Annotated in this window: 2 pseudogenes; both read left to right on the plus strand. The window is 73.7% G+C overall.

Features of this window, described 5'->3' with window-relative positions:
* Nucleotides 1–583: pseudogene (locus tag ACFWJO_RS40850) on the plus strand (hypothetical protein); the annotation flags it as partial.
* Nucleotides 584–678: 95 nt separating this feature from the next.
* Nucleotides 679–1,058, plus strand: a pseudogene (locus ACFWJO_RS40855) (hypothetical protein); the annotation flags it as partial.

The raw sequence follows: 1,058 nt of genomic DNA on the forward strand, positions 1-1,058 counted from the left end.
TCACCAGTGGGCGATGGCATACCGCTCGGACGTGCACGGGGTGCGGCACTCCCAGCTGCCGCTGCGGCTCGGGGCCGAGGGGACGGACGCGGTGGTGGAGGGCTCGCGGATCCGGTGCACGCACTTCGACGCGTTCCGGTTCTTCGCGCCCGAGGCCCGCGACCGCAACGAGGGCGACGACGGCGTCCTGCCCACGCGCGCCGGGATGCGGGAGATGGAGCAGCCCGGCTGCCTGCACGCGGGGATGGACCTGTACAAGTGGGCGTACAAGCTGGTGCCGGTGGTCGACTCGGACCTGCTCGCGGACTGCTTCGACCTCGCGTGGGACATCCGCAGGCTGGACATGGAGGCCTCGCCGTACGACCTGACCGGGGTGGACGACCTCTCCGACGGGCGCGGCGGCTACGCGGCCGTGCGGATCGAGGAGCCGGCCGGGCGTGCCGAGTACGCGCGGCGACAGCGCGAGTTCGCCGCGCGGGGCCAGGCGCTGCGGGTGCGGCTGCTGGCGGTGCTGGACGCAGCCGCGGGGGCGGCCCCCGGGACCGGGCCGGCCGCCGAGTGGACTTCCAGCGCACGTCCATGATTAGGATGGCCGCTCTACAGGCTGTGAGGCGCATCACTCGCGTCATCCGGTGACCGCCCCGGCCCTCTCCGCACCGAACGACTCGAGGACCTGACGTGACCAGAACCGTTCCAGCTCGCCGCCGCACCACGCTCGCCGCCGCCGTCGCGGCCGTCTCGCTCGCCGTCACGGCCGCCGCCCCCGCGCTCTCCGCGCCCGGCAACGGCAACGGCAACGGCAACGGGTCCGCATCGCAGGGTCAGGCCCGCTCCAACGACCTCTCCGCCACGCGGGGCAACAAGGTCAACGACGCCGCCGCGCTCGCGCCGCACCTCGTGGGCCAGACGCTGGACTGGGAGGCCTGCGACTTCGGCAGCGAGAGCCTCAACGCCCGGTTCAGCGCGATCCCCGGCACCGCGTGCGCCGACGTCACGGTGCCCCGCGACTGGAAGAACCCCGAGGACGGCCACACCATCACCCTGCGCGTGGCCAAGAC

Source organism: Streptomyces sp. NPDC127092 (genome assembly GCF_042722475.1).
Taxonomy (GTDB): Bacteria; Actinomycetota; Actinomycetes; order Streptomycetales; family Streptomycetaceae; genus Streptomyces.